Origin of the sequence: Halomicrobium mukohataei DSM 12286 (genome assembly GCF_000023965.1) — an archaeon.
GTDB classification, from domain to species: Archaea; Halobacteriota; Halobacteria; order Halobacteriales; family Haloarculaceae; genus Halomicrobium; species Halomicrobium mukohataei.
Genome location: NC_013202.1, coordinates 2,947,244 through 2,965,605, shown reverse-complemented (window position 1 = coordinate 2,965,605; position 18,362 = coordinate 2,947,244). Strand labels below are relative to the sequence as shown.

At 64.9% G+C, this 18,362-nt stretch carries 23 protein-coding genes; 11 read left to right on the top strand and 12 right to left on the bottom strand.

What is annotated here, in order from left to right:
• The first annotated feature begins 101 nt into the window (after positions 1 to 101).
• Entirely contained in the window at positions 102 to 281 is a 180-nt protein-coding gene (locus HMUK_RS14935; protein WP_015764030.1) for a hypothetical protein, read from the top strand.
• Positions 282 to 368: 87 nt separating this feature from the next.
• Here the strand turns inward: HMUK_RS14935 and HMUK_RS14930 are convergent, their stop codons facing one another.
• Entirely contained in the window at positions 369 to 1,094 is a 726-nt protein-coding gene (locus tag HMUK_RS14930; protein ID WP_015764029.1) for a GNAT family N-acetyltransferase, read from the bottom strand.
• 660 nt (positions 1,095 to 1,754) lie between these two features.
• Here HMUK_RS14930 and HMUK_RS14925 point away from each other — a divergent pair.
• On the top strand, positions 1,755 to 2,474 hold the full coding sequence (locus tag HMUK_RS14925; protein ID WP_015764028.1) for an HD domain-containing protein: 720 nt from the start codon (positions 1,755 to 1,757) through the stop codon (positions 2,472 to 2,474).
• On the opposite strand, the gene HMUK_RS14920 is transcribed toward HMUK_RS14925, so the two are convergent.
• The 3 genes from HMUK_RS14920 to HMUK_RS14910 all read right to left on the bottom strand — a co-directional run bounded on the left by HMUK_RS14920 (position 2,471) and on the right by HMUK_RS14910 (position 6,202).
• A complete protein-coding gene (locus tag HMUK_RS14920) occupies positions 2,471 to 3,136 on the bottom strand; it encodes a LysE family translocator (RefSeq protein ID WP_049940851.1) in 666 nt (221 codons plus the stop codon). The genes HMUK_RS14925 and HMUK_RS14920 overlap by 4 nt on opposite strands.
• 91 nt (positions 3,137 to 3,227) lie before the next feature.
• Positions 3,228 to 4,118, bottom strand: coding sequence for a coiled-coil protein (locus HMUK_RS14915; RefSeq protein WP_015764026.1), 891 nt, complete (start codon positions 4,116 to 4,118; stop codon positions 3,228 to 3,230).
• A 254-nt stretch (positions 4,119 to 4,372) separates the two neighbouring features.
• On the bottom strand, positions 4,373 to 6,202 hold the full coding sequence (locus HMUK_RS14910; RefSeq protein WP_015764025.1) for a glycoside hydrolase family 2 protein: 1,830 nt from the start codon (positions 6,200 to 6,202) through the stop codon (positions 4,373 to 4,375).
• Between the two features lie 108 nt (positions 6,203 to 6,310).
• On the opposite strand from HMUK_RS14910, the gene HMUK_RS17700 reads away from it, so the two are divergent.
• From HMUK_RS17700 to HMUK_RS14900, 3 genes are read left to right on the top strand one after another with little or no spacing between them, the layout of a single operon-like run.
• A complete protein-coding gene (locus HMUK_RS17700) occupies positions 6,311 to 6,484 on the top strand; it encodes a hypothetical protein (protein ID WP_015764024.1) in 174 nt (57 codons plus the stop codon).
• Positions 6,485 to 6,509: 25 nt separating this feature from the next.
• A complete protein-coding gene (locus tag HMUK_RS14905) occupies positions 6,510 to 6,926 on the top strand; it encodes a DUF371 domain-containing protein (RefSeq protein ID WP_015764023.1) in 417 nt (138 codons plus the stop codon).
• A 33-nt stretch (positions 6,927 to 6,959) separates the two neighbouring features.
• Positions 6,960 to 7,772 (top strand): endonuclease III domain-containing protein, encoded by an 813-nt coding sequence (locus HMUK_RS14900; protein WP_015764022.1) that lies wholly within the window; start codon positions 6,960 to 6,962, stop codon positions 7,770 to 7,772.
• 15 nt (positions 7,773 to 7,787) lie between these two features.
• Here the strand turns inward: HMUK_RS14900 and HMUK_RS14895 are convergent, their stop codons facing one another.
• The 4 genes from HMUK_RS14895 to HMUK_RS17695 all read right to left on the bottom strand — a co-directional run bounded on the left by HMUK_RS14895 (position 7,788) and on the right by HMUK_RS17695 (position 9,970).
• Positions 7,788 to 8,114, bottom strand: a complete 327-nt coding sequence (locus tag HMUK_RS14895; RefSeq protein WP_015764021.1) for a hypothetical protein — start codon at positions 8,112 to 8,114, stop codon at positions 7,788 to 7,790.
• A 155-nt stretch (positions 8,115 to 8,269) separates the two neighbouring features.
• The gene (locus HMUK_RS14890) at positions 8,270 to 9,247 is read right to left on the bottom strand and encodes an aldo/keto reductase (protein ID WP_015764020.1); all 978 of its coding nucleotides are present in this window, start codon (positions 9,245 to 9,247) and stop codon (positions 8,270 to 8,272) included.
• A 181-nt stretch (positions 9,248 to 9,428) separates the two neighbouring features.
• The gene (locus tag HMUK_RS14885; protein WP_015764019.1) at positions 9,429 to 9,755 is read right to left on the bottom strand and encodes an uS10/mL48 family ribosomal protein; all 327 of its coding nucleotides are present in this window, start codon (positions 9,753 to 9,755) and stop codon (positions 9,429 to 9,431) included.
• Between the two features lie 53 nt (positions 9,756 to 9,808).
• On the bottom strand, positions 9,809 to 9,970 hold the full coding sequence (locus tag HMUK_RS17695) for a hypothetical protein (RefSeq protein ID WP_164731970.1): 162 nt from the start codon (positions 9,968 to 9,970) through the stop codon (positions 9,809 to 9,811).
• Between the two features lie 225 nt (positions 9,971 to 10,195).
• On the opposite strand from HMUK_RS17695, the gene HMUK_RS14880 reads away from it, so the two are divergent.
• Complete coding sequence (locus tag HMUK_RS14880) at positions 10,196 to 10,621, top strand: bis(5'-nucleosyl)-tetraphosphatase (RefSeq protein ID WP_015764017.1); 426 nt, start codon at positions 10,196 to 10,198, stop codon at positions 10,619 to 10,621.
• 13 nt (positions 10,622 to 10,634) lie between these two features.
• Here HMUK_RS14880 and HMUK_RS14875 read toward each other — a convergent pair whose 3' ends face one another.
• Positions 10,635 to 11,087, bottom strand: a complete 453-nt coding sequence (locus HMUK_RS14875; protein WP_015764016.1) for an RDD family protein — start codon at positions 11,085 to 11,087, stop codon at positions 10,635 to 10,637.
• Between the two features lie 104 nt (positions 11,088 to 11,191).
• On the opposite strand from HMUK_RS14875, the gene HMUK_RS14870 reads away from it, so the two are divergent.
• A complete protein-coding gene (locus HMUK_RS14870; RefSeq protein ID WP_015764015.1) occupies positions 11,192 to 12,259 on the top strand; it encodes a DUF5787 family protein in 1,068 nt (355 codons plus the stop codon).
• A gap of 1 nt (position 12,260) precedes the next feature.
• Here HMUK_RS14870 and HMUK_RS14865 read toward each other — a convergent pair whose 3' ends face one another.
• A complete protein-coding gene (locus HMUK_RS14865) occupies positions 12,261 to 12,737 on the bottom strand; it encodes a DUF5797 family protein (RefSeq protein ID WP_015764014.1) in 477 nt (158 codons plus the stop codon).
• 171 nt (positions 12,738 to 12,908) lie between these two features.
• Between HMUK_RS14865 and rnhA the strand changes: the two genes are divergently transcribed.
• Both rnhA and HMUK_RS14855 read left to right on the top strand, forming a co-directional pair.
• Positions 12,909 to 13,502, top strand: coding sequence for a ribonuclease HI (rnhA, locus tag HMUK_RS14860; protein ID WP_015764013.1), 594 nt, complete (start codon positions 12,909 to 12,911; stop codon positions 13,500 to 13,502).
• A complete protein-coding gene (locus HMUK_RS14855) occupies positions 13,495 to 14,091 on the top strand; it encodes a DUF7108 domain-containing protein (protein WP_015764012.1) in 597 nt (198 codons plus the stop codon). The genes rnhA and HMUK_RS14855 overlap by 8 nt, the downstream gene beginning before the upstream one ends.
• Before the next feature lie 18 nt (positions 14,092 to 14,109).
• Here the strand turns inward: HMUK_RS14855 and HMUK_RS14850 are convergent, their stop codons facing one another.
• The gene (locus HMUK_RS14850) at positions 14,110 to 14,469 is read right to left on the bottom strand and encodes a PadR family transcriptional regulator (RefSeq protein WP_015764011.1); all 360 of its coding nucleotides are present in this window, start codon (positions 14,467 to 14,469) and stop codon (positions 14,110 to 14,112) included.
• 240 nt (positions 14,470 to 14,709) lie between these two features.
• Here HMUK_RS14850 and HMUK_RS14845 point away from each other — a divergent pair, with 240 nt between their 5' ends.
• A complete protein-coding gene (locus tag HMUK_RS14845) occupies positions 14,710 to 15,243 on the top strand; it encodes an inorganic diphosphatase (protein ID WP_018258046.1) in 534 nt (177 codons plus the stop codon).
• 371 nt (positions 15,244 to 15,614) lie between these two features.
• Complete coding sequence (locus tag HMUK_RS14840; RefSeq protein ID WP_015764008.1) at positions 15,615 to 16,958, top strand: alkaline phosphatase family protein; 1,344 nt, start codon at positions 15,615 to 15,617, stop codon at positions 16,956 to 16,958.
• 287 nt (positions 16,959 to 17,245) lie between these two features.
• Here HMUK_RS14840 and HMUK_RS14835 read toward each other — a convergent pair whose 3' ends face one another.
• Complete coding sequence (locus HMUK_RS14835; RefSeq protein WP_015764007.1) at positions 17,246 to 18,322, bottom strand: tubulin/FtsZ family protein; 1,077 nt, start codon at positions 18,320 to 18,322, stop codon at positions 17,246 to 17,248.
• Positions 18,323 to 18,362 lie beyond the last annotated feature (40 nt).

Genomic DNA, 18,362 nt, shown 5'->3' with positions numbered 1-18,362 from the left:
TTGGAGGGAGGTCCGTTTCAACGCCCCGATTCTGTACGGGCCTCTCCCAGCGACTGAAAACGGGGATCTCCGTTTATATAACGGTGGTTCGAACTACGCCCATGTTCGTCCGAAGCTTCGTTTTCGGGAGTACGATCGCTTCAGCCGTCGCGTTGCACTCGTCGCTCGAAACGGTCCTGATGGACACGATTCTGGGCGTCGCCATCGCGATCGCAGTGTTCGTCCTCTACTACGCGCTCGTGTTACGCCCAGCACGGGACGGCCGCGGCTCCGATCCCTGAGTCGATGGCCCCATCGATGCCCGTTCTCTCGGCTCTCTTCGTGACGGCGTCTCTCTGCCGCTGTAACATCCGTACGAGGAGACGCACCTAGAGGTACGCGGCGTCCCAGCGCGTGGGCTTGCGGGCGTTGCCGCAGTTGTCACACTCGATCCGTCCCATCGCGTCCATCGCGTTCGCGAGCGTGCTACAGTTCGCACAGTAGTACCCGTACAGCTCGCTGCCCGCCTGGTCTCGGTACACCACGTGAAAGGCGTCGACGGAGCCGTTCTCGGTCGCGTCGTGGTCGACGAACACGGTGGTACCGTCGGTCTCGATTGGCTCGCGACCGCTCGGGCTGGTTTCGACGTAGCGTCGCTCGACGTAGGTTCGCCCGTCGATCTCGACGGACTCCTCGCCGGCAGGCTCGAAGCCCTTCGAACGGTAGAACGCGTTACCGTCCGCGTTGTCCGAGAGCACGCGTCCGTGGATTCGCTCGGCACCGAGCGATTCGAGTTCCGTCCTCGTCGCCTCGAACAGCTCCGAGGCGATGCCGTGACCCCGGTAGGCCGGGTCGACGTGCAACCAGAGGAGCGTCCCGATCTCTGGGCCGGCCAGCGTACTTTCGGAGAATCCGACGACCTGCTCGTCTTCGACGGCGACAAGCAGCACGCGACCGTCGTCGGACAGCGTCTCGTCGAGTCGCTCCTCGCCGTACCACTCCTCGATCGCACTCGTGATCGCGTGCGGTCCGAGCGAGTACGACGCCTGTAACGACCGTCGGGCAACGTCGCGGATCGCGGGCTTGTCGGCGGACGCCGCTCTTCTGATCGACATACGTCCTCGTTCGGGCTCCGGTGGCATAAAAATTCAGACGAGCAACACTACTTCTGGTGGAGTCGTGTGTTCTCGCCCCGCTTCCCCGCACAGTTCCCTAGAACTCCTAGAGGTGTGGGGGCCGTGATTTACTACTTTATTCTTTCCCGAAGAAACGCTTATTACTGTCCGAATGCCTGCCTTCTGTTGTCGGAGGTGTACGATACGGTAACGAAAGCTCGAACGGTGACAGAAGATCCCATCGGCTCTGCTCTGGCAGTCGACGCTCCAGAGCGTACTTCTCGGTGACAGGTCTCGACCGCATTCCATACGTCGCTCAACCACGACCGCGGTCGAATCTGTCGCCCCTGTCTCTTTTCGTTTTGCGGCTCTCTAACCGTGTGTCAGCCGACGGCTCTGACAGCCGACCGACGGAGCAGTGAACACTCGTCCAGTCGCTATCGGACGCGCAGTGACGTTCGACGACCACGATTGAGACACGCGTTCGTCCCTCTCTTTGCACCGGCCGACACGGAGAGTGTCGCTGTGGCGCTTCTAGTGCCTGCTCGTGGGGGAATTCGGGATCGTTTCGAGTCGTTGGAGGTGTCGTAACGCTAAAGAGTCGAACGGACCTTTTTGTACGTAAGATGAATACCGAACTGCGACGACGGAGGTGCTTCTGTGGGCGTCGAAATCCGTGAATCACCGGTTTCGGACGCCGAGTTCGAGGCGATGCGGGACTTCGTCCACGACTATCTCGCCGCGAGCGTCGAGAACGAAGAGGAAGGCGGCCGAATGCGGTGGTACCCGTGGCACTCCGCGGAGTATCGCTTCAACCACATCCTGAACGTCGTCGATCTCGCCGTCGAGATCGCACGCGAGGAGGGGGCAAACGTCGACGTGACCCGCGTGGCCGCGCTGTTTCACGACATCGCGAAGCTGGAGGCCGAGCAGGACGTCCACGCGGAGGTCGGCGCGACCATCGCCCGCGAGTACCTGCTGAGCCACGGCGACTACCCGGACTCGTTCGTCGAACAGGTGTGTAGCGCCGTCCGCGACCACTCCTACCAGGACGATCTGACCGACCTCCCGCTGGAGACTCAGTGTCTCATCGAGGCCGACGTGCTCGACAAGGTCGGTGCCAACGGGACGGCGCTGATGCTCCTGCGGATGGGCTACGAGTCGCGCTCGCACATGGACGCCGCCGAGATGGTCGGCCGCGTGATCGAACGCGGCGAAGACGCTCGCCAGCGCATCGAGAGCGAGACCGCCGAAGCGATCGTCCACCGCCGGCTCAAGCGAGCCAAGTGGTTCCAGGAGTGGCTGGAGATGGAAGTCGCCGAGATGGACGACGACTCGCAGGTCGGCGACGTGGCCACCGGCGTCGGCGGCGACGACTAGAGCCGACCCACCGCTTCGACGAGAAAGAGGCCACCGAAGCCCGCCAGCACGAGCGCCGACAGCCACGCCACCGCCGGTGCGAGGCGCTCGACACGCTCTCGGGCCCCTACGAGCGCCGCGGGAAAGCTCGTGATCCACAGTACGATGCCCGCGAACAGCCCGACCAGCAGGACTGGATGGCCGGTCTGGACGACGACCCGCTCTGCCAGCGACGGGCCGACGACGGGAAGCGGTGCCAGCACGTCCAGTCGACCCGGCTCCAGCAGTCCAACGCCGACGGTCAGCCAGAACACCACCTGATAGGGGTTCGTCAGCGCCAGCAGGAAAGCCTTCCAGAACCCGTTTCCGTCTCCCGGATCGTCGCCGACGAACGTCTGTGCGTCGTCGACCGCACCCACCGCGAAGTACAGCATCAACAGTCCGCCGACCGCGAGCATCACCGTCTCCACGTTGGGGTTGTCGCGCACGACCGTCACCAGACCGACGATCGCGAGGCCCAGAAAGGCCAGGTCGGCGATCATCGCGCCGAGGCCGGCCCGGAAGCCGGCGTGCCACCCTCGGAGGACGCTCTCTTCGGCGATCACGGCGTTCATCGGCCCCGGCGGGGCCGCCAGCGCGAGTCCGAACACGACGCCGCCAAGCAGTGTCACGAACAGTTCCACGGGAGGCGTTGGTCTCTGTCCGGTGTAATCCTGTCGTTCGCGACCGTCGGCACTGCTGGACGGGTGCAAACGGGAGAGAGTAAAAGAGAGCTTACAGCTTGCCGGCCTTCTGCAGCTTCATGAGGTCCTCGGTGTCGAGGGTCTCGCCTTCCTTGAACTTCTGGTAGATCTCTTCGGCCTCCTCGCGGGCGGCCTCCTGCTTTTCCTCGCGAGCCGAGCGTTCCTCGGCTTCCTCCTTCTTGTCCAGTTCGCGCAGGCGCTTCTGGACGCGCACGAAGTCCTCGTGGTGCTGGTCGGCCGCTTCCTGGGCCTCCACGAACTTCTCATGCATCTCGTCGGCCTCGTCACGGATGTCGTCGGCCTCGCGATAGGCCTCGATCATCTCGTTGTGGTGCTTCTGGGCCTCGTCGGCGAGCTCGGTCACCTTCTGGTGGTGCTGGCTGGCCTCCGAGCGGACCTCCTCGGCCTCCTCTTTGAGGCCGTCGAGGTCCTCGGTCTGGTCGAGCTTCTCTTTCTTGCTGGCGAGTTTGTCGCGCTTCTCCTCGATCTTCTCGATGAGTTCGCGCTCGTCCTCGCTGGAGAGGACTTCCGTCTGCTGTTTGAATTCGAGGTCCTCGATCTCGGATTCGAGTTCCTCGATGGACTTGCCCTCGTCCAGCTCCATCTCGTTTTTCAGCTGCTCGACCTTGTCGAACAGCTCGTTGGCCTCGGCGTTGAGATCGTTGCGGCTCTCTTTGTGTTCCTGAACCTTTTCGTTGAGCTCGTCGCGCTCCTCGCGGTGTTCCTGGGCCTCGTCGACCTTCTCACGCGTCTTGGCGTTGAGATCGTCCCGGTCGGACGCGCGCTCGGACGCCATCTGGTTGAGTTCGTTTCGTCGGTCTCGAAGCTGTCCCGCGAGCTTGATGAGCTCGCCTTTGGACTTGTTTTCGAGATCGTCTTCTGTGAGTTCTACGTTCTTCGATTGATCTATCGAATCTACCATTGTTGTTAATCCTCGATGCCATGTCCGCCACGACGCTGGGCAGTCGACTCCCTAACGATGATGGGCTGTCTCCGATAAGCAGGGTTCCCTGTCATGCTGGGCGTAACGCGATACTGCCTGAACGTCGAAGACGTTCTGGTAGCTACACATTTGGGTGGATATGGTTTAAATATTCCGGTGCACCAACTACCGTGGTTGCCCGTCACACGGCCCAGAACGGTGATTGTGAGATATTCACACGGAACGCAGTCAACTTAAACCGTGTACCGGTTCCGTGCGACCACGTCGTCGATCGCGACCGCGAGGGTCACGTCCGAGCCGGCCGGCGGCGCTATCGTCGTCACCGTCTGGCGACCGTAGGCCTCGATCTCGACTTCGGTCTGCTCTCTGTCGCCGTCTACGTCCCACTCGACCGTCGCGAGACCGCCGGTGGGCCGGTCGTGGACCAGTACCACCTCGCTGTCGCCCGGCGTCGGGTCGGCCAGCAGGACCTGTGTCGGCTCGTAGGCGCTCTGGAGTCGCTCGAAGGCGGCTTTGGGCGTCCCGTCCTCGGCGAGGACGCCCATGCCGGCCCCGTCGGCGTCTCGGAGCGTGTCGACGGCGAGTACGTCGGCGTCGCGTCGGCGGAGCGTCTCGGCGACGGTCCCGACGACGCTGGCCTGCATCGCCTGGGAGTCGTCGACACCGCCGTCGACGCGGGCAGCGCGGCGTTCCCCCTCGAAGTCGGTGGCCTCGTCGTCGCCGTTCGCGAGCGCCCCGGCACCGAACGCTGCGACCACGGTGCCGAGCCCGTAGCGATCACAGAGCCACTCGGCGTCGCGAGCCTCGCCGAACGTCCAGCCGGGATACATCGTCGCCGCGTCGGGGTCGATGCCCGCCGGCCCGACGACGGGGAACGCCGGGACCTCGGTGACGCCGTCGGCCACCCGCCCCGCGGGCGCACCGTCGTAGTCGGCACGCCACGCCCGCCAGCGGAACCGAACTCGGTCGAGCAGTCCCGAACCCAGCCCGTCGGCGTAGTCTGGGATCGGCCCGTCGTGGACGCTGACCGCCGCGAGGCTCGGGTGCCGACGGCGCGACCACACGAGCCGCTCCAGTAGAGCCGCCGCGCGGTCGGCGTCGAATCCGCCGGGTCCGGTCAGCGGGAGGTCCTGCCAGACGAGCACTCCCTGCTCGTCACAGGCCTCGTACACTGCGGGCGAGAGCGCGTGGGCGTGGGCTCGAACGAGGTTCGCGTTCGCGTCGACCGCCCGCCGAACGTCTTCGACCGTCCCGTCGACGAGAGTGACGCCCCGCGCCGGGACGCGCTGTCCGTTGACGAGCAGTCCCGACTCATCGTACGACACCGACCGCAGTCCGGTCTCTACCGTCCGCTCGTCGTCGGCCAGCTTCGCCCGGACGGCGTAGCGCGGCTGGCTCCCCACGTCGTGGGGCCACCACAGCGAGGGGTCTCGTACGTCGATCTCGTGGGTGACCGTGGCTCGGCCGGCGTCGGTGTCGACCCGCGCTCTGTTCATCATGCCTCCGCCCCGAACCTCGCCGGTCGGCCGCAAGGAGAGTGTCAGCCGGTCGTCGAGCGGTTCGTCGGTGACGACCGTCGCCTCGACCTCGACCGAGGTCGATTCCCCGTCGACGCGGGGGGCGACGTTCAGGTCGGCGACGTACGGGTCCGGGTGGGTCTCGATGCGTGCGTCCCACCAGATTCCCGGCACGGACGACGCGGTCGGAACGCGGTCGGTGTCGTAGATCCCGCCGAACCGATCTTCGGGACGGCGACACTCGACGAGCAACTCGTTGTCTTCGCCGACGGGCAAGGGCACTCGGAGTGGCTCGAAGTACGCGTCGTGTTCCGCGATCAGTTCACCGTCGAGCCACACGCGCGCGTGAGCGTAGACTCCTTCGAGAACGAGGACGGCGTGTGCTTGTGCCGGATCCCGTGGGTCTTCGAACGTCGCCCGGTAGGCCACGGCCTCGGCGTCGACGAACTCGGTCGGTCGCCCGGGCACGTCGATCGGCTGCCAGGTCTCGGCTGACGGCGGATCTCCCCCCGGATCGACCGCCCCAGCGCTCCACTCCAGCGACATGCATCATCGGGCGTTCCCCGTGGGCATATCCTTTACCCTCGACTACCACTTTCACTTTCACTCCGGGGTTTGCGGGCTTTGACGTGGGGTCGGGGCCTACGAACGAGTATGATCGAAGAACTCACGACCGGGTCAGACACCTGCGAGGCCCCCGACTGCGACCGAACGCTGCCCGACGAACCGTCTATCGTCTTCGAGACGGCCGCCGGTCGCCAGTCGGCCTACGAGTGTGCCTGCGGTGCGGTGACGATCACCGTCTCCCGGACCGAGTCGACTCGCTGAAGTGCGCTCGTCGGCTCCCGTCGGTATGGACGAGGTCGTACACGCACACGGTCACGAACACGTGAGCGCCGAGCACGAGAGCACGCTCGAGATCACCAGCGACGACTTCCTCACGCCCGCCGGCGACTGTATTCTCGCGATCGAGGCCGACCGGGTACCCGGCGAGTTCGCCCCCGAGTTCGTCGCTGCCTGCCAGGACGCCGATGCGACGATCACGGCGACGATCGAGGCCGACGGCCACTCGACGACGGTCTCCGGCAACGGCCACCCCGACCTGACCTTCGAGAGCGACCGGAGCCACGTCTGCCGGACCAGCGACTACGTCGACGACCGGACGGTGATGGTCGAAGCCGACGCGGCGGCGACCGACCTCGATCGCGAGCTGGTCGACACGCTCGCTGACGGCGCCGAGGCGACGATCACCTTCAGCGTCGATGTCTGAGTCCTTTAGTTGCTGGCGGGCACACTGCCACGCATGAGCGACGACGCCGAGCCCTCGGTCAACATCAGCGGCGGCGAGAGCGGGGGCGGCGCGGCAGTCGAGTTCGAACCGGCCGACGCCGAGACGCGGGCCGAAGCAGTCGTCGACCGACTGGGAGAGCTCTACTGGACGAAGGCTTACGGCGGCCGAGACGCCTTCGAGTGTCTCGTCCGGACCATCCTCTCGCAGAACACCTCCGACAAGGCCAGCCAGCCCGCCCACGACGCGCTGATGGAGCGGTACGGGGCCGACGGGGAGGATCTGGCCGCGACGCTCGCCGATGCGGACCAGCAACGCCTCGCCGAGACCATCCAGCCGGCGGGCCTGCACAACCAGAAATCGGAGACGATCGTTCGACTCGCCGGGCGCGTGTGCGAGGAGTACGGCTTCGGGGCCGAATTCGACGCGTTCGTCAGGGGCGGCGACCCGGGCGACGTGCGCTCGGCGCTGCTGGACATGAAAGGGGTCGGGCCGAAGACCGCCGACTGTGTGCTCCTGTTCGCCGGCGGTCGCGGCGGCGTCTTCCCCGTCGACACGCACGTCCACCGCATCGCCCGACGGATGGGGCTTGCACCCGCCGACGCCGATCACGAGGGCGTCCGTGCGGCCCTCGAAGATGATATTCCCGCCGAGAAATGTGGCTTCGGTCACACCGCGATGATCCAGTTCGGTCGCGAGTACTGTTCGGCCCGCAAACCGGCGTGTCTCGACGATCCCGAGGCCTGTCCGCTGGCTGATCAGTGCGAACAGCTCGGCGTCTCACCGGCGACCGGCGAGGTGTTCGATCCCGCCGAGCGAGCAGAGTGAGTCGGTCGAAACGGCTTAGTCCCCTGACTCCGCGTCGGCCGCGCGCTGTTTCTCCAGATCGTTCTCGTGTTTCTCGGCACCGACGGTGAGCCCCGCCTTGGCCTGGTCCGCGCTGTCGAGGGATAGCTCCTCGACCGGCACGTCCTGCACGTCGTCGTACTCCATGACGATGTACGTGTAGTAGTACCGGATCGCCCGGCGGGCGTTCTGCGCGGGGCTCTCCGTGAGAACGTCGGTGTTCAGCGCCAGATGGACGACCTCCGGGAAGGACAGTCCAAGCACTTCCTGTGCGGCCTCGATCTTCTCGTAGTCCTCGTCTCGGATTCGCACCGTCTCGGACATGCATCTCTATTCCCGGGGGATAGCAAAAAGCGTAACGAATTGCAACGAAGTGTTGCGAGCTGTTACAGGACGCAACGGAAACGGTCGCTGCGAACGAGCGGCGAGCCGGGGGCTACTCGACCGGTCTGAGCGACAGAAAATCAGGATTCGAACGCTTACGCCTCGATCGCGTCGTCGATGCGGTCGAACTGGTCGTCGGTCAGTTCGACCTCGATGGCGTCGAGGTTCTCGTCGAGTTGGTCGGTCGTTCGAGCGCCGATGATCGGCACACAGGTGAACCGCTCGTGGTCCATCAGCCAGCGCAGGGAGACCTGCGCGGGGGTGGCGTCGGCCTCGTCGGCGACGGCCCGAACCTCGTCGAGCACGTCCCAGGCCTGTTCTGTGAGATACCAGTCCTCGAAGTGGTCGTCGATGTCGCCGCGGGAACCGTCCGGGGCCTCGACCTCGCCGTCGCCGACGCGCTCGTACTTGCCGGTGAGGAAGCCGCCGTGCAGCGGCGAGTACGGGCAGACCGCGAGGTCCTGATCGGCGCACACGTCCAGGTACTCCGCCACCGGTTCGCGGTAGGTCGCAGAGTACTGGGGCTGAGTGACGGTGAAGGCCTCGTAGTTGTTCACGTCGGCCTCCCACAGCGCCTTCGTGAGCTTCCAGGCGTCACACGTCGAGATGCCGACGTAGTGGACTTTCCCCTGGCTGACGAGGTCGTCGAGCGCGCGTAGCGTGTGTTCTGGCGGCGTCCCGTCGTCGAAGCGGTGGCAGTAGAGGATGTCGAGGTAGTCGGTGCCCAGCCGGTCGAGCGAGCCCTCGACCTCCGCCTTGACGTTCTTCTTCGAGAGGTTCTCCTGGAACCGAGAGACCTGTGACCAGTAGCACTTCGAGGCGACGACGAAGTCCTCGCGGTCCCGGTCTTCGAGCCACTCGCCGATCCACGTCTCGCTGCGGCCCTGCCCGTAGCCGTTGGCGGTGTCGATGAAGTTCCCGCCCTGCGCTGCGAAGGCGTCGAGCAGTTCGTGGGCGTCCTCGCGGTCGGTCTCGACGACGCCGCTGTCCTCGTGTTCCAGCCCGAACCGCCACGTTCCGAGACAGATCGGTGACACCTGCAGCCCGGTCGAACCGAGTCGTGTGTACTCCATGTGTTGTGAACGATTTTCTACTCACATAAAAATCGTGGTCTAGACGGCCTGCGCCGGACGGCGGTCCCGGCTTCGGGGCGGTGACGGCTGCCGTCGCTGGTGCTACCGGCTGTGCGTCTGTGCCGAACGTCCAAGCGGGAAAATACTGATCGGGGCCTGTGGTCTCTCCTGTTGGGTCCCGTCAGGAACCCAGATGACTGCGCTGTTCGACCTCGGCGGCGACGTGGATCCCGTCGTCGAACTCGCGGCCCGCGACCGCGCGGGCGAACTCCTCGTGGTCGACGATCTCGATCGTGCGCGTGTAGACGGTGTAGTCCCAGGACTCGAAGCGTCCGCCCGAGGGACCGAGCGTCTTCGACTGTGGCACGCGCAGGTGGTCCGGTGGCTGCGGGTGTGGCCCCTTGAGCTCGACACCCTTCCGTTCGGCCTGTTCTTTGATCTCGTCGACGACGCTGTCCAGACGCCGTCGATCTCCGCTCTCCAGTGTGAGTTTCGTCACGAAGGGCATCTCTGGTGTTTGTGTCGGCGAGCGTGCTCAAAAGGGCTCGCTTTCGGACCGGACTAGATCTCCGACAGCGACTCGTAGTCCGCCCAGCACTCGCAGTCGAGGTCGTCGATCGACGTGACTTCGTCGGGAAGGTCCGAGAGCGGCATCCAGTCGCTCTCCTGTTTCTCGCAGTCGTCGTCGTGGACCGAGAAGTCGTCGGCCGACATGTACGGCATACGTTTTTGCATACGAAACCACGATCAAAACAGTGTCGCATCGCGGTCGGGACCGTCGGCCCGCGGTCGTGACGAGGGCCGCCAGTCCGGTCTGGCGACGCTGCACACGGACGGCACAGAGGGGGCGAGTCCCGGCGTGGTGGACCGATCGTGCCCGCGGCGGGTGTCCGTCTGGCCGTCGTCGCTCCGATATCCTCATAAGTAGGGCCGGTCTAAGCTACGCTAATGATCGAGGCCACGAGCGCGGGAGCCATCCTCTTTCGCGACACGCGTGGCCGGCGGGAGTACCTGCTGCTCAAGAGCAGACCCGGTGACTGGGAGTTCCCCAAGGGCGGGGTCGAAGGAGACGAGGAGCTACAACAGACCGCCATCCGCGAAGTGAAAGAGGAAGCCGGAATCGGCGATTTCCGGCTGTTAGATGGCTTTCGCGAAGACTACGACTACGTCTTCGAGGCGAACGGCAACACCATCCACAAGACGGTGCACCTGTTCGTCGCGAAGTCCTACGAGGCATCGGCAGAGCTGTCCAACGAACACCGCGACCTGCAGTGGCGCGACTACGAGCAGGCGATCAACACCGTTACGCAGGACGGTCCTCGTGAGATCCTCGAACAGGCTCACGAGTTCCTCGACGAGAAGCTAGCGGAGTAGTTCGGTCTGGCGGTCAGGCCCGCTTGACGACGACCGTGTTGGCGGCGATGTCGCCGAGGCGCTGCTCGTCGTCGGTCGCGAAGATGAGGATCGCACCGAGCAAGTACAGCGTCGGGAGCGCGTCGACGATCCGCAGGATGTTTCGGATGATCGATTCGGACCAGCCGATCGGCGAGCCGTCGTCGCGAGTGACGACGATCCCGAGCACGTACTTGCCCAACGTGTAGCCATAGACCGCTTCGAAGACGAAGAAGTACCCGACCACCAGTGCGACGCTCACAAGCTGGAGGACCGCCATGAGTCCGAACACCGCTCCGCTGTCGGAACCGAATCCGAGGGCAAATATTGGGACACTGACGAGGATCCCCGCCACGAAACCGACGAGGAGACTGTCGAGCAAGAACGCCAGGAACCGCGAGCCGATGCCAGCTTTCCGATTCAGGTCGCCACTTGGATGCTTTTGCATACACTTTGGGTGCAGCCTATCGCAGGATAAATCTTCGTGATCTATACCCGTCAGATTCGTGCAGTGGGCCGAACCGGCCAGGCCATTCTACCAGCGAGTCACTTATGCTGGCTGGGGAGCCACGTCTGGCCGTGGCCAATTCCGAGTTCGCCTTCGAACTGCACGTCTGCCAGTGGGCCGAGCGAGCGTGGCCGCCAGACGGCGACCGCGACAGCCCCGTTCTCGTCGCTCGGCAACTGGGCACGAAGCGACGCCGCTGGGACACGATCGTCGTCGAGTGCGATCCCGCGGGACTCCGCCAGCGAGCGAACTTCGGCCGCCAGCGACTCGATTCGGACCTCCGTCACGTCCTCGGACACGCGCCCACCGAGTGGGCGTACTACCGGGACGCGCTGCCCGACCCCGGCTACCCCTGGCGGTACGTCCGCGAGGCGATCCACACGGCCGCCGACCGCGGCGTTCTGGACCGGCGCAAGCGGGGCAACCGGATCGAGATTCGACGGCGGCACGCCTACCCCGACTGGATCGAGCGGATCGTCGCCATCGAGAACAAGCCCGATCTGGACGCGAGTGCTGCCCGCAGGCTCGCGCCCCAGCTCGAACGGGACGTGGCGCTGGGGCTGGCCGACGAGGTGTGGGTCGCGACCGAGCGGACCGACGAGCGAATCGAACCGATCCTGCTGGAGGATCTGCCCGCGGCGGCCGGCGTCCTGACGGTCGATCCGTCGACGGTCGAGGCCGACGTGGCGTGGTACCCCCAGTCTCTCGCGGTCTCGGAGCCGGGCACGCGCATCGTGGAGCGACCCGACGACGACCTGAGCGCCGCGCGCTTCGAGTACGTCGATCCCGAGTGGAAGGCCGAGAAGCGGCGTTCGATCGCGGAACGCGCCTACGAACGGGGCTGGCGGGCCTACGCGGACTCGCTGCGCCCGGACTGTCGGCACTTCCAGCTCCGGACCGAGGGCGACAGCGTCGTACCGTACTGCGAAGCGAAGGAACGAGTGCCGACGCCGTCGACGTGTCGTTCGGGCTGTCGCGAGTGCGAGCCCGAACCACCGGCCTGGCGAACCGGCGGGTGGCCCATCGACGGCGGACCCGGCGCGGGGATCAGACGCCTGCTCGACGACCAGCGACGGCGTCACAGACCCGGCCTCGACGACGGGACCGGGTGAATCAGTCGTCGAGCTGTGCCACGTCGATCCGCTCGTGTTCGACGGCCAGCCGGAAAGTCGGGACGGTCTTCTGGACGGTTTCGACGATCCCCTTGTCCGCGAGCGACCGCAGCGCGGATCGAACGTCGTCCACCTCGGGGTCGTGGCCCGCCTCGCGCAGGTCGTGGAGGACCGAGACGACGCTCTGGCTCTCCTCGTCCGGGCCGGCCAGACAGTCGATCACCGCCTGCTGTAGCTCCGTGACCGTCACCTGCTGGCCGTCTGCCGGATCGCCGCCGACGACCTCGACGGCCTCCGGCGTGGCACAGATGAGGCTGCTCTCGTCGCGGTAGTAGTACTCCTTGAGCTCGTTTTCGAGGTACTGGTGGACCTCGCTCCCGCTGTCCATCCCCCACCGATCCTGTAGATCCGCGTTTTTCGTGGGCTGGAGCTCGACGATGTCGGCGAGCCGGTCGCGAGCCTCCTCGGAAAGTGCCATCGGTAGCCTGTACGACCACCACCATACTTGGTGGTTCTGGACTCTCGCCAGCCGGCGGTTGGGCGTCGCCGCGGCGTGTCCCGCCGCACGACGCGGCACACGTGTGCCGTGACCCGCCGCCGGTCTCGGAGAGGGAAGCGTTTTATCGATCCGTCGGTGATCAACGAGACGATGCCGACGATCGAGTGCGACGAGACGAGGGCTCGCGAACGCCTCGAAGCGGCGGGCGTCACCGTCGAGGCGGGCAACACCGACCACGAGGAGTGGCGGGCGAGCCACGGTGGTGGGACGGCGGTCGCCTACGAGGGGAAAGTCGTCGTCCAGGGCGGCGACACGGCCCGGCTGGAGGGGCTCCTTCGCGAACACGGCGGGCGGGTCCACGCGTACTTCGACGGGGCCTCGCGCGGGAATCCCGGCCCCGCCGCGGTCGGCTGGGTGCTCGTGACCGACGACGGAATCGTCGCTGACGGCGGCGAGCGGATCGGCACCGCGACGAACAACCAGGCCGAGTACCGGGCGCTGCTTCGCGTGCTCGAAGTCGCACGCGATCACGGGTTCGACGAGATCCGCCTCCGGGGCGACTCCGAGTTGATCGTCAAGCAGGTCCGCGGGGAGTGGAACACGAACGATCCCGAACTCCGAGAGCACCGCGTCGACGCCCGCGAGGGACTGATGGCCTTCGAGGAGTGGTCGATCGAACACGTACCGAGAGAGATTAACGCACGCGCAGACGAACTGGCCAACGAGGCACTCGACGATGCCTGAACACGACGACTCGACGACGGATTCGGCGTTGCCGACCGACGTGGTCGACGAGGCCGAGCGACTCACCCGACTGGCCAGAGACGCCGTCGACGACGCGGAAGCGCGGGCTTACCGCGACGAGCGCGACGAACTGCTCGCCGAGCACGAGTACACCGCTCGGGTCCGCGAAGACGACGCCAGGGACGTGCTCGTCTGTCACCCGCGCGAGTGGGCCTCCGACGGACGGATCCATCCGGACCGGATCGACGACGTGGACCGTGGAATCGAACGGCCGCTGTCCGGTCCCGGCGAGGGGAGCGACTGGGCGGTCGTAGCCGAACACAACGACGAACTCGTCGCAGCGGTCGCCGACGCCGACGGCGAGGTCCACGCAGCGAACGCCCGCGCGCTGGCGGACTTCGCGAGCAACCACTACGCGAAACCGATCGAGGACCTCACGCGGGCAGAGCTCGTCGAGTTTCGGGACGACTACTTCGAGCGCAACGTCTGGCCCGACGACCGGCAGGCGTCGCTGTTGAACGAGTCACTTCGTCGCACCTTCGAAAAAATGGACGTGCCGTACCCACTCGGCAGCGATCACCCCGAGTGACTCGGGGGATCGTGTTTCTTACTCGTGCTGCTGGACGAGGTCCCGGAGTTCTTCGGCGCGCGATTCCTCGGTGACGAACTTCCCGAAGACCCACGAAAGCTGGTCGAGCACAGCTTCCTTCCCCGCTTCGGTCAGTCCGTACTGGTTCGTTCGCTTGTCGAGTTCGCTCTTCTCGACGAGGCCGAGTTCGACGAGGTCGTCGAGGTTCGGGTACAGACGCCCGTGATTGACTTCGTCGTCGTAGTAGCTCTCCAGCTCTCGCTTGATGGCCAGCCCGTAGCGTGGCTCTTCGGAGAGGATGACGAGGATGTTCTGCTGGAACGCCGTCAATTCACTTGCGATACCGGGTGTGTCAGTTTTGGTTTGTGCCTCTGACATGGTTAGCTGAATGTCATCAAGCTATTTAACACTTGTTAACTCGCTCGCAGGTCGGCGCGTTACCGAGAGACTGCGCCGTCGTGGTCGCTGCGTCAGTGTATCGAAAATATTCCAAATAACGGGTGTTGTTATCACCAGCGAATATCACCGGCGGGGAAATACCCGTCGTCTTGCGCTTCCTCTCGGTAGTCGTAGTTGATTACGAAAGTACTTTTTGGACGCCCGTCGGAGTCGCCGATGATGACGAACCTCTGGGAAGACCTCGAAACCGGTCCGAACCCGCCAGAAGAGATCTACGCGGTCGTCGAGTGCCTGAAAGGCGAGCGCAACAAGTACGAGTACGACAAGGACGTTCCCGGCGTCGTCCTCGATCGCGTGCTCCACAGCAACGTCCACTACCCGTCGGACTACGGCTTCATCCCGCAGTCGTACTACGACGACGAGGATCCCTTCGACGTGCTCGTCCTCGTCGAGGACCAGACGTTCCCCGGCTGTATCATCGAGGCGCGTCCGGTCGCTCTGATGAAGATGGACGACGACGGCGAGCAAGACGACAAGGTCATCGCCGTCCCGAGCGAGGATCCGCGCTACGACCACATCGAGGACCTCGACGACATCCCACAGCAGCAACTCGACGAGATCGACGAGTTCTTCGCGACCTACAAGAACCTCGAGGCCGGCAAGGAAGTCGAGACGCTGGGCTGGGAGGACAAGCAGGCCGCCTACGACGCGATCGAACACGCCCAGGAGCTGTACGACGAGCAGATCGCGTAAGCGAGCCGCGTCGCTGTTCGACTCCGCTATTTTTGCGAGGTGGTACGATCCGTCCACCCAGCCATCGCTGCGGGAATCGAACAGACACGGCGCTTGCATGTTCCGGAGTAATGGCGGTCCGTCTTGCCGATTAATTATGATTATGGGTAATTACTTGACCTTCGAGGGTGAACTGTCTCCCGTGATGGCTACGAAACAGACAGTCGGTATGAACCACCTGACGGTCGTTCCGGCGAACTTCGATCGCGACGACTCCTCGTCGGCCGACGACGACCCCGCCGAGCCCGAGCAGTGATTGCCGGTTCCGGTGACGCACACCCGACTCGGCCGCGAAAAGAAGCTTCTTGTCCCCGAACGATGAACGAGGTGACATGGGCCTGTTCGACCGTATTCGCGGCGACGACGGACCCCGAGTCGCCTTCTTCGGCGTCGACGGGGTACCGCACAGTTTGATCGCGGACCACTACGACGAGTTCGAGAACCTCGCGGCGATCGCCGAGGACGGCACCGCCGGACCGATCGACAGCATCGTTCCACCGGAGTCCAGCGCGTGCTGGCCGGCGCTGACGACCGGCGTCAACCCCGGAGAGACCGGCGTCTACGGCTTTCAGGACCGCGAGATCGGCTCCTACGACACCTACGTTCCGATGGGCCGCGACGTGCAGGCAACACGCCTGTGGGACCGCGTCGCAGACGACGGCGGCGACGCGACGGTGCTGAACGTCCCCGTCACGTTCCCGCCCCAGCGCAACGTCCAGCGGATGGTCTCCGGATTCCTCTCGCCGGGCGTCGACGACGCCGCCTATCCCGACGAACTCGGAGACTACCTCGACGACAACGACTACCGCATCGACGTCAACGCCAAGCTCGGCCACAGCGAGGACAAAGAGGAGTTCATCGAAGACGCACACAAGACTCTGGACCGGCGCTTCGAAGCGTTCAAACACTACATCGAACAGGACGACTGGGACCTCTTTTTCGGCGTCTTCATGACCACCGACCGGGTGAACCACTTCCTGTTCAAACACTACGAGGAGGACGGCGAGTACAAAGAGGAGTTCCTGGAGTTCTACCGCAAGGTCGACGACTACCTGGGACGGCTCCGTGACCTGCTGGCCGACAACGTCACGATGGTCGTCGCCTCCGACCACGGCTTCACCAGTCTCGACTACGAGGTCCACCTCAACGAGTGGCTCCAGGAGGAGGGGTGGCTCACCTACGAGGACGACGACCACGAGACGCTCGGCGACATCGACGAGTCGACGAAGGCGTACTCCCTGATCCCCGGTCGCTTCTACATCAACCTCGAAGGCCGCGAGCCGCGTGGCTCCGTGCCCGAAGACGAGTACGAGGCCGTCCGCGACGAGCTCCGGGAGAAGCTGGAGAACCTGACCGGTCCCGACGGCAACCCCGTCGCGGACCGCGTCGTCACCAAGGAACAGGCCTACCGCGGCGACCACGACGAGATCGCGCCCGACCTGACTGTCGTCCCGAACCACGGCTTCGACCTCAAGGCCGGTTTCAAGGGCTCGGACGACGTCTTCGGCGTCGGCCCGCGCAACGGCATGCACAGCTTCGACAACGCGACGCTGTTCGTCGACGACCCGGACGCCCGGATCAGCGACGCCGACCTCTACGACATCGCGCCGACGATTCTGGACCTGATGGACGTGGACTTCGACAGGACGGAGTTCGACGGCTCCAGTCTGGTCTGAGACGCCCGTTTCCGTCTCTGCGTGAATTGCTTCGCAGCGCCTCTCGGGCGAACCGGATGTTCAATCCGCGTGCGAATTCAACAATTTCTTACCGATGTGTTGTTCCTATTCCCTGTACTGATCACCGGAAGCATCCGGGCGACCGAGCGGTCCGTCAGGACCCGGCAGGTCGGCCGGTTCACTCGCTCGAACGCAGTGAGAGCGAGCCTTTTTCACCCATGTTTTTGCCGTGAGTGGTTCGAGCGCGCCGGAGGCGCGACTCGAACCCGAGCGGGAAAAAGATGGTCTTACATCAGATCGTCGAGCCCGTCGTTTTCGAGGCCCTCCATCGGATCGATCTCCTTGTTCTTCTCTTGCTCGGCCTCGCGTGCGCGATCCATGAACTCCTGGACGCGCTCGGAGCGTTCGACGCCGCCGAGGACGACCAGCGAGGCGAGCTTCCCGCTGTCGATGGGGAAGTCGCCGCCACGAACTTCGAGGCTGCCGGTCTCCTCTTCCATCCACTTGCGGGCGCGTTCGACGCCCTTTCGCGAGATCCGCTCGGGATGGCCGGCGATCACGAGGAGGCCACGCTCCGCGTCGATCGCGTCCGGGAGGCTCATGCTCGTCAGGAGCGCGTTGCGGGTGACACTGGTGATCGTGTTGACGTTCTCGCCGGGGTCTTCGCTCGATTCGGCGGCGGCGTAGCCCACGGAGGCGATGCCGCCACCCTTGAGCGTGTTGATGATCTCCGAGGAGTCGACGACGCTCTCGCCGACGCCTTCGACGGCCTCGCCGGAGGCAAAGAGGAGGCCGATCCGCTGGGCGATGGCGTCGTTGATGCGTTCGAAGCCGGCTTCGAGGCTGTCTCCGGAAGCCTTCCAGCCGTCGTTGTCGATGAGGACGAGCGAGTCGGCCTCACGGGCGCAGGTCTTGACCGAGCGGCCGGCGTTTGCCTGGTACAGTCCGCCTTCGTCTCTGCCGGGGAGGACGCCGAGGACGTAGACGGGGATGTTGTAGATGCGCTGGAGTTCACGCGTGAGCATCGGTGCGCCGCCAGATCCCGTCCCGCCGCCGAGGCCGGCGACCACGACGATCGCCTCGGCTTCGGTGGTGAGTCGGCCGTCGAGGTTGTCCATCACCTCGGTGGCGCTCTCTTGCATGATCTCCGCGCCGAGTTCGTTGTCGCCGCCGACGCCGTGGCCCTTGACCCTGTCCTGGCCGATCAGCTGCGTGTCGATGTCGAGTTCGCTCAGATCCGGACGGGCCGTGTTGACCGCCAGTGCCCCCTTGACGGCGTCGAAGCCCATGTCGTAGTCGAACTCTGCGAGTGCCTGCGTGATCTTCCCCCCGGCTTGACCGACACCAATCAGGACGACTTTCATACTGTAGGACTGAACAGGGCGACTAATCAACGTTGCCCCG

Coding starts and splice junctions, on each gene's coding strand:
- HMUK_RS14890 (WP_015764020.1), bottom strand. CDS start 9,247: ATGGAGTACACACGACTCGGTTCGACCGGGCTGCAGGTGTCACCGATC.
- HMUK_RS14880 (WP_015764017.1), top strand. CDS start 10,196: ATGATCGAGGCCACGAGCGCGGGAGCCATCCTCTTTCGCGACACGCGT.
- HMUK_RS14840 (WP_015764008.1), top strand. CDS start 15,615: ATGGGCCTGTTCGACCGTATTCGCGGCGACGACGGACCCCGAGTCGCC.
- HMUK_RS14855 (WP_015764012.1), top strand. CDS start 13,495: ATGCCTGAACACGACGACTCGACGACGGATTCGGCGTTGCCGACCGAC.
- HMUK_RS17700 (WP_015764024.1), top strand. CDS start 6,311: ATGATCGAAGAACTCACGACCGGGTCAGACACCTGCGAGGCCCCCGAC.
- HMUK_RS14915 (WP_015764026.1), bottom strand. CDS start 4,118: ATGGTAGATTCGATAGATCAATCGAAGAACGTAGAACTCACAGAAGAC.
- HMUK_RS14905 (WP_015764023.1), top strand. CDS start 6,510: ATGGACGAGGTCGTACACGCACACGGTCACGAACACGTGAGCGCCGAG.
- HMUK_RS14930 (WP_015764029.1), bottom strand. CDS start 1,094: ATGTCGATCAGAAGAGCGGCGTCCGCCGACAAGCCCGCGATCCGCGAC.
- HMUK_RS14845 (WP_018258046.1), top strand. CDS start 14,710: ATGACGAACCTCTGGGAAGACCTCGAAACCGGTCCGAACCCGCCAGAA.
- HMUK_RS14900 (WP_015764022.1), top strand. CDS start 6,960: ATGAGCGACGACGCCGAGCCCTCGGTCAACATCAGCGGCGGCGAGAGC.
- HMUK_RS14835 (WP_015764007.1), bottom strand. CDS start 18,322: ATGAAAGTCGTCCTGATTGGTGTCGGTCAAGCCGGGGGGAAGATCACG.
- HMUK_RS14850 (WP_015764011.1), bottom strand. CDS start 14,469: ATGTCAGAGGCACAAACCAAAACTGACACACCCGGTATCGCAAGTGAA.
- HMUK_RS14865 (WP_015764014.1), bottom strand. CDS start 12,737: ATGGCACTTTCCGAGGAGGCTCGCGACCGGCTCGCCGACATCGTCGAG.
- HMUK_RS14935 (WP_015764030.1), top strand. CDS start 102: ATGTTCGTCCGAAGCTTCGTTTTCGGGAGTACGATCGCTTCAGCCGTC.
- HMUK_RS14885 (WP_015764019.1), bottom strand. CDS start 9,755: ATGCCCTTCGTGACGAAACTCACACTGGAGAGCGGAGATCGACGGCGT.
- HMUK_RS17695 (WP_164731970.1), bottom strand. CDS start 9,970: ATGCCGTACATGTCGGCCGACGACTTCTCGGTCCACGACGACGACTGC.
- HMUK_RS14895 (WP_015764021.1), bottom strand. CDS start 8,114: ATGTCCGAGACGGTGCGAATCCGAGACGAGGACTACGAGAAGATCGAG.
- rnhA (WP_015764013.1), top strand. CDS start 12,909: ATGCCGACGATCGAGTGCGACGAGACGAGGGCTCGCGAACGCCTCGAA.
- HMUK_RS14910 (WP_015764025.1), bottom strand. CDS start 6,202: ATGTCGCTGGAGTGGAGCGCTGGGGCGGTCGATCCGGGGGGAGATCCG.
- HMUK_RS14875 (WP_015764016.1), bottom strand. CDS start 11,087: ATGCAAAAGCATCCAAGTGGCGACCTGAATCGGAAAGCTGGCATCGGC.
- HMUK_RS14870 (WP_015764015.1), top strand. CDS start 11,192: ATGCTGGCTGGGGAGCCACGTCTGGCCGTGGCCAATTCCGAGTTCGCC.